The 6,684-nt window shown below is 65.1% G+C and carries 5 protein-coding genes; all 5 read right to left on the reverse strand.

All coding sequences use genetic code 11. The annotated features are described in order from the left end of the window. Nucleotides 1-1,575, reverse strand: a 1,575-nt coding sequence (locus tag ACIQ6O_RS11010) for an HD domain-containing protein (RefSeq protein ID WP_396207839.1), incomplete at its 3' end; no start/stop codon positions are given. Nucleotides 1,576-1,651: 76 nt separating this feature from the next. Beyond that, complete coding sequence (pstS, locus tag ACIQ6O_RS11015; RefSeq protein WP_396207840.1) at nucleotides 1,652-2,797, reverse strand: phosphate ABC transporter substrate-binding protein PstS; 1,146 nt, start codon at nucleotides 2,795-2,797, stop codon at nucleotides 1,652-1,654. Next, on the reverse strand, nucleotides 2,794-3,447 hold the full coding sequence (locus tag ACIQ6O_RS11020) for a hypothetical protein (protein WP_396207841.1): 654 nt from the start codon (nucleotides 3,445-3,447) through the stop codon (nucleotides 2,794-2,796). Before ACIQ6O_RS11020 ends, pstS begins: the two co-directional genes overlap by 4 nt. Before the next feature lie 114 nt (nucleotides 3,448-3,561). Continuing rightward, a complete protein-coding gene (locus ACIQ6O_RS11025) occupies nucleotides 3,562-5,295 on the reverse strand; it encodes a hypothetical protein (protein ID WP_396207842.1) in 1,734 nt (577 codons plus the stop codon). 147 nt (nucleotides 5,296-5,442) lie between these two features. Next, on the reverse strand, nucleotides 5,443-6,684 hold a 1,242-nt coding region (locus ACIQ6O_RS11030), incomplete at its 5' end, for a TonB-dependent receptor domain-containing protein (RefSeq protein ID WP_396207843.1).

Consider the following 6,684-nt stretch of genomic DNA (forward strand, 5'->3'; position numbering starts at 1 on the left):
GTCGTCTGCCGTGACCTCGGTGCCGTCGGGAAGCATCACCAGGATCGGACGGCCCAGCACCTCTTCGAGGAGATGGCGCTTGCGGCTCGCCCCCCAGCATTCGAGGCGCACATTCGCTGCGCCCTCGGCCTCCCCCGCCACCACGCGCACCGCATCCGCTCCCCACTTCACCGTGAGGCTCCCTACCGCGCTCACGTGACCCCGGTCCATGCCATCGGCGAAGCGCAGCAGCGCCGACAGCTTCACGATGCGTTCACGCGTCTGCTTGTCGAGCTGACCGAACCCCACGTGCTTGATCTTCGGGGGCGCACCGCGATGGTATCGGGCGATGTGCGCAATCATGATCTGCTCGGCCGGCGTCATCCCCAGCAGATCTGCGTGCGAGATGAGGTGGAACGAGTGCTTGTGATGCTTCTCGTAGTTGATGTGGTACCCCACATCATGGAGCAGGGCGGCGTCGGCGAGGAGGCGCCGGTCGTCGGGGGACAGACCGAGGCGACCCGCCAGCGTGTCGAACAGCTGCAGCGAGAGTGCCTGCACTTGCCGTGCGTGCGGCTCCTCGTAATGACACCGTTCGGCGAACTCGCGCACCGAGCGCTCACGCGCGACACCGGGGTCGGCCACCTTGGGGGTCACGCGCGCCGCTTCCAGCAGGAGTCCTTCGCGAATGCCGTACGCCGAAGCGAGGAGATCGCGCGGATCGAAACGCGACAGCACTTCGGCTGCGACCGCGAGCCCGGCCACGATGATATCGGCCCGCGCCGGGTTCAATCCGGGGACCTGCTGGCGTTCCTCCGACTCCATGCGCGACAGCCATTCCAGCACGTGCTCGAGTTCGGCCCGCGTGACGCGGGTCCCGTGCAGTGAGCGTACCGTGACGTGCGCCCGCGCCAGCACCATCCCGGCCAGATTGGTGAAGGTGCCGCCGCTGCCGATGACCTGCGCGCCGCGCCAATCCTTCACCGGTACGGACTTCTTCAATCCGTCGCGTACGTGTTCGCGCAGCGCACGTACGCGACGCGGACGAACACCCTGCGCGAGAAACTTTTCGGTCAGCCGGACGGCGCCGAACGGCAGGGAGGCCATGCGTTCGATGAGGCCATCCTTGGCCAGCACCAGCTCGAGTGACCCGCCGCCGATGTCCATCACCACCGTTCGCCCGGCTCCCAGCTCGAAGTGGGCCAATGCACTGCGGAAGCAGAGCAGCGCCTCTTCCTCACCGCTCAGTACCCGAACCTGATGGCCCGTGCTGGCCAGCACGCGTTCCGTGAACTCGTCAGAGTTCGCGGCGTCGCGCACGGCACTCGTGGCCACGATTTCGATGCGCGCCGCTGCCAGCTGGCGCGCCAGCGTGACCATGCGCTGTACCGCGGCGACGGCGGAATCGATGGCTGCAGCTGACAGCGCCCCCGTGCTCTCGAGGCCATCACCGAGGCGCGGCATCGCCTTCATCTCGTCGACGACCCGGATAGCACCCGCCGCCGATACATCCGCGATGATCTGGCGAACGGAGTTCGAGCCGATATCGATGGCGGCGATGCGAACGTCGCTCTGGGGGGCCACAGGTACCGTCATGAATCGGCCGGGAAACGAATGGACGCGGGCGTCTGGTCGCCGCGGCGCAACCAGCCGCAACACCGGTTACGTACGATCAACGTACCGTACCGGCCTTTGACCCTGACGCGCAAGTGTCACAGGCAAAAGCCTGATCCACACGCTCGAGCACCTGGGCCGCGACCGTTGATGGCAATGGTACGTAACCGAGGGCGCTGGCGGCGGGGGCGCCCTGTTCGAAGGCCCAGTGCAGAAATGCCGCCAGCGTGGCGCGCTTGTCGGCACTGAGTCGTGATGGGGAAACCAACAACCAGGTAAACGCCGCGAGCGGGTAGGACTGAGCCCCCCGTGCGTTCAGTAGTGAAATCCGAAACCCGTCGGCGTTCTCGTCGGCAAGCGGCGCACGATCGTCGAGCATGTTAGCAGCCGCTGTGGCGATTTCGAACGGCGTCGGTGAGACATAGTGGCCCGTTGAATTCTGGATGTGAGCCGCCGGGAGCCGGTTCTGGTGAGCGTAAACGACCTCGAGATATGCCACGGCTCCCGGCGTGGTCTTCACCTCGGCCGCCACCGCTTCGTTCCCGTCGCGCACAACTGATTCCGGTACACTCGGTATGCCGTTCGTTCGGGGGATCCCCCCTGGCCGTACCGTGTTCAGATACTGCGTGAAAATGCTCGCGGTGCCGCTCCCGTCACTCCTGAAGACTGGGCGTACAGCGAGATCAGGGAGCTGGAGCTCAGGATTGACCACTCGTAGCCGAGGATCGTTCCAGCGGCGCACTTCGCCGGTGAAGAGGCCGGCGACCAGAGCGGGCGTGAGCCGGAGAGGACGCAAAAGGCCAGGGACATGATACGTAATCGCCACCGCCCCAATCGCCATCGGAATATGCAGAATGGAAGGTGTGGTCGATCTCAGCACACTGTCCGGAACCGCAACATCGGTGGCGCCGAAGTCCGCGCTACCGCTCAGCGCAGCCGAGATGCCCTGCTGAGAGCCTTCTGATCGATAATTGATCTGTATGCCGGTTTCGGCGGCATACTCGTTGAACCAGCGTGAGTAGAGCGGGTAGGGCAAGGTCGCACCGACTCCCGTAAGCGCGACACTGCCGCCGCCCGGTCCCACGGCCGTCTCGGCGTCGGGCCTTTCACGGACCGTTCGGCGTTCGCCACATGCACCGAGGAGGAGCATCCCCGCCAATAGCAACACGCTCGCGCGACCGGGTACGCCGAAACGAGCGATCATAATGCGTTGCTGTAGCCGATGAACTTGAAGCGCCCGTCGCGTTCGAGGATGGTACCGAACCACCGCTCGCGCGTCGGCTCTGCTCCAGCGATCCGCACCGTCAGCTCACACTTCTCGTGCAGCGTGTTGCGTTCTTCTGTGGTCGCGGGCGTACCGCACGCGACCGCCTGTAGCTCAATACGCTTCCCGCCTACTCGGGTCAGCAAGCGAGCAATGCCTTCATTGCTCGCGGCAAGAATCTGCCCCCAGAGTAGTTGAGGTGGCGCTTCGTACGGCGGCTTGCTGATGGCAGCCGTCGGGTAGTAGAGATAAGCAAATTCCGAGCGGTCTATCACAAGACGATTGAGCGCGCTCGTGTCATTCGTCGTTACAGCCTTGAGAAAAGTTTGAATCAACACGTCACGCGCCGCGGCGGCATGACGCAGTGTATCGACGTGCGGTAGACCGTCTCGGAATCGCCGAAGCTGCTCCACGATGGGCAGAATCGAGTCCACCGTCCCGCCGGCCGCGACCACCTCGGCGACGTGCGCCGCTTGTGAGTCGGCGGCGGTGTGTGGCGTACGATCGTTGCATGCGCCGACCGATGCAACGAACAGCACGATCGGAAGAACGTTCTTGAGTGGGCGGAAGCAGGTGTTCATGTCGAGCACGGGAAACAAGTGAAACGGCCAGAGCCGCAATGCGGACCTGGCCGTTCGAAGCTCACGGAGTCGGACCGGCCGGACCGTCGCCCTTGGGAAACTAGGCGACGGTCCCGTCAGTCGTCAGTTACGTGCGTAGCTGGTCCAGCCTTCCCACCACTTGGTACCGCCCGGAGCCGCAGCCCCGCGGTAGGCCGTCGGCGTGATGAAGGTGCCCACGCGCGCCGCAATACGCGCATCGCTGGTGAAGCTGGAGAGCCCACCCGTCGAGATCGGCGAATTGGCCGCCGGGGACCAGTCGAGGCTCGCCGCGTTGGTCGGGGCCGCCGGAAGGGCCGTAAACAGGCTCGTCGCCGTCACGCCAGCGCCCACGACGATGTTGGAGTTGCGACCGGCGAATGCGCTCGCCTGACCGAAGTTGCTCCCCGTCGCGTCGAAGCCACCGTCGGTGCCGCCGTTTTCGGCGAAATACAGGTTCCGCACGATGAGCGAGTCGACGAGGAAGCGGTTGTTGGACGTCGAATCACGCAGGGAAACTCCGCCACGCGACCAGCGCGCCACCACGCCGTTGAGGTAGTAGCCACCCGTACCGCGACGCAGCACCGCACCAACGCCGCCGCTGCCCGGAACCGTCACGCCGCTCGGGGTGCCGATGAGCGTGAAGTTGGCGAACACGTTCATGTTGTACAGGCCTTCGTCGCGGCCCGCGCTCTGCGCGTTCGCGCCGCTGGGGGCCACGCAGCCACCACCGTTGCAGCCGTCGATTTCGAAGCCCTGCGGGTCCGTCGACACCGCGCCGGCGCCGGCGCGCGGCGTGAGGAAGGTCGACTGCATGCCGATGAGGAACTGGTTCAAGCCACGGTAGCCTTCCGAACCGTCGAAATGATCATCGCCCGACTCGTACGACACGAGATACTTGCCATTCACCGTACCACCGAACCATTCGAAGTGGTCGTCGAGACCGGCGAGGGCTTGCACGTACTCGATCGTCGTTCCGTTGCCGACAGCGGCCAACGTGTACGAGTTGAGCTCGGCGTCGGTCAGCGTCGCATACCCGGCGAACTCCACGCGGACGTACCGCAAGGTGCCGCTGTTGTCGTTGTCGACCGTTCCACCGGTGTATACGATACCGGCCGGGTTGGCGCCGACGACCGATCCGTTCGAGCCTTCCACGATGACGTTGCCGGTACGGTTGGCGCGCGCGTTGCCAACGATGACCAGACCGCCCCAGTCGCCGGGCGAGCGATTGCCGGGGGCACGCTGCGAGGTGAATACGACAGGAGCCGTCGCCGTACCATTGGCGGCGATACGGGCGCCGCGGAGCACGAACAACGCGGAGCCGAGCGCCGTGGTATCGCCCACGATGCGGGTACCGGCGTTGATCGTCAGCGTGGCGCCACTGTTCACGTACACAAAGCCCCGCAACACGTAGTTGGTGTCAGCGGTGAGCGTACGATTGGCGGCGATGGACCCCGAGAGGATGACGGTCGGATTCACGGCCACACTGTACGCCACCGTGACGTTGGCGGTGGCACTCGACGCTACCGTGGCCGGCGAGCCCGTCACCGTCGCGTTGTATCGCGTCGTACCGCTCGTGACCTGCGCCGCAGCCACCGTGTAGCTCCCCGGCGCCACACTGATCGTCGTGGCGCCCGTGGCCGACTGCGAGAAGTTGTTCGGGCCAGTGATCGTGAGTGCCGCGTTGGTGCCGGTCGGCAGGCCTGATACCGCGATGGCAAGCGAACCGTTCTGCGGCGCAGGCGGAGTGGTCGGGCCTTCGTCACCACTGCAGGCCGCGAGGGCCACTGTGGCGAACGAGGCGAGGGCGAAAGCGCGGACGCGCGCGGTCATCGTCATCGGAGTCAAGGTTGAAGGAGACGGCGCCTCACGACACGGGCACCTACCGTAAGAAGTCATGGAGTTGTGGCGAAAACGTCATGACCCGGTCACGGTTGTGTCACCGCGGCCGGGTCATGGTGTTTTTGCTGCAACCGCGTATGGCAACTACTGGCGCCAGTTCAGCCCCATCGAGAAGACGCGCCCCGAGTTCCAACCTTCGCGCTCGAGATTCCCCTGCATGAAGCGTGAACGCGCATCGAGCAGGTTGCGGGCGTCGACGCGCGCCGACAGGTTGCCGCGCACCGGGAACCGCAGCGACAGGTCAAGCAGGTGGCGCGGCTTCTCCACGATGTTCGGCAGCGGTACGACGCCGGCCGCCGTGATACGCTCACCGACCACATTGTAAAGAATCGTGGCGTTCGTGCTGCCACTGAGGCTCGAATACGTCAGGCCGGTGTTGATCACATACGGTGCCTGGCCGACAAGACGACGCGTGGCGTCGGTCACGGTCAGCCCGCCAGCGGGGTCGAGGTCTACGCTCGACTGCATGAGCGTCACGTTGCCGAATCCGGTAAATGCCTCGCCCCAGGTCCCGAGCATGCCGAGCTGCTTCCGCAGCTCGAGCTCAACACCCACGTTCGTCGCACTGAGCGCATTCTGGAAACGGGCCTGATACGCGCCCGAGGTTGCCTGCTCGAGGCGTTCGATCGGCCGATCGAATCGCTTGGCGAACACGCCCACGCTCAGGACCTCTCCGGGGTTCGGGAACGCTTCCCAGCGCAGATCCACGTTGTCGATCAGCGAGCGGACCAGGTCCGCGTTTCCGGTGACGCTCACGCCGCCGAGCACGTCGCGAAACGTCACGGGCGCAAGCTCCCGGTACTCGGGACGGGCAAGCGTACGGGTGATCCCGAACCGCAGGTTCTGTGTCGGCGAAAGCTGCGTATTGAGGAGCAACGAGGGCAGCACGTCGGTGTTGTCGAGCGTGGTGGTCGTCGTGAAACCACCCTGTGTCGACGCATCCACCGTGATACGGGCCTGCTCGAGACGCGCACCGGCGATCATTCGCACGCGGCTCCCGAGCGCGATATCGGTCATCGCGTACCCGGCGGCCGTTCGATCAGCCGCCGTATACGATCCAGCCTGACCGATCGGCTGCACGTTGATGAACGAACAGTTGTCGCACGCCTGCGCTCCCCCGAAGATCACGTCGGGCGACTGACGTAGGACGTTTTCGCCCGCTCGGGTAATGAAGGCGAAAATGGGCGCGTCAGACTGGCGATCCGTGGTGCGCACATACGCGCCGATCTTCAGCGTGTTCTGCTTGGAGACGTCACCGAGGAAGAGCGAGTGGTCGACCTGCCCGGTGAGATTGTCTTCCTGCAGGTCGAAGTACAGGCGACGCGC

It is taken from the genome of Gemmatimonas sp. (genome assembly GCF_044345575.1).
In the GTDB taxonomy this organism is placed as follows: Bacteria; Gemmatimonadota; Gemmatimonadetes; order Gemmatimonadales; family Gemmatimonadaceae; genus Gemmatimonas.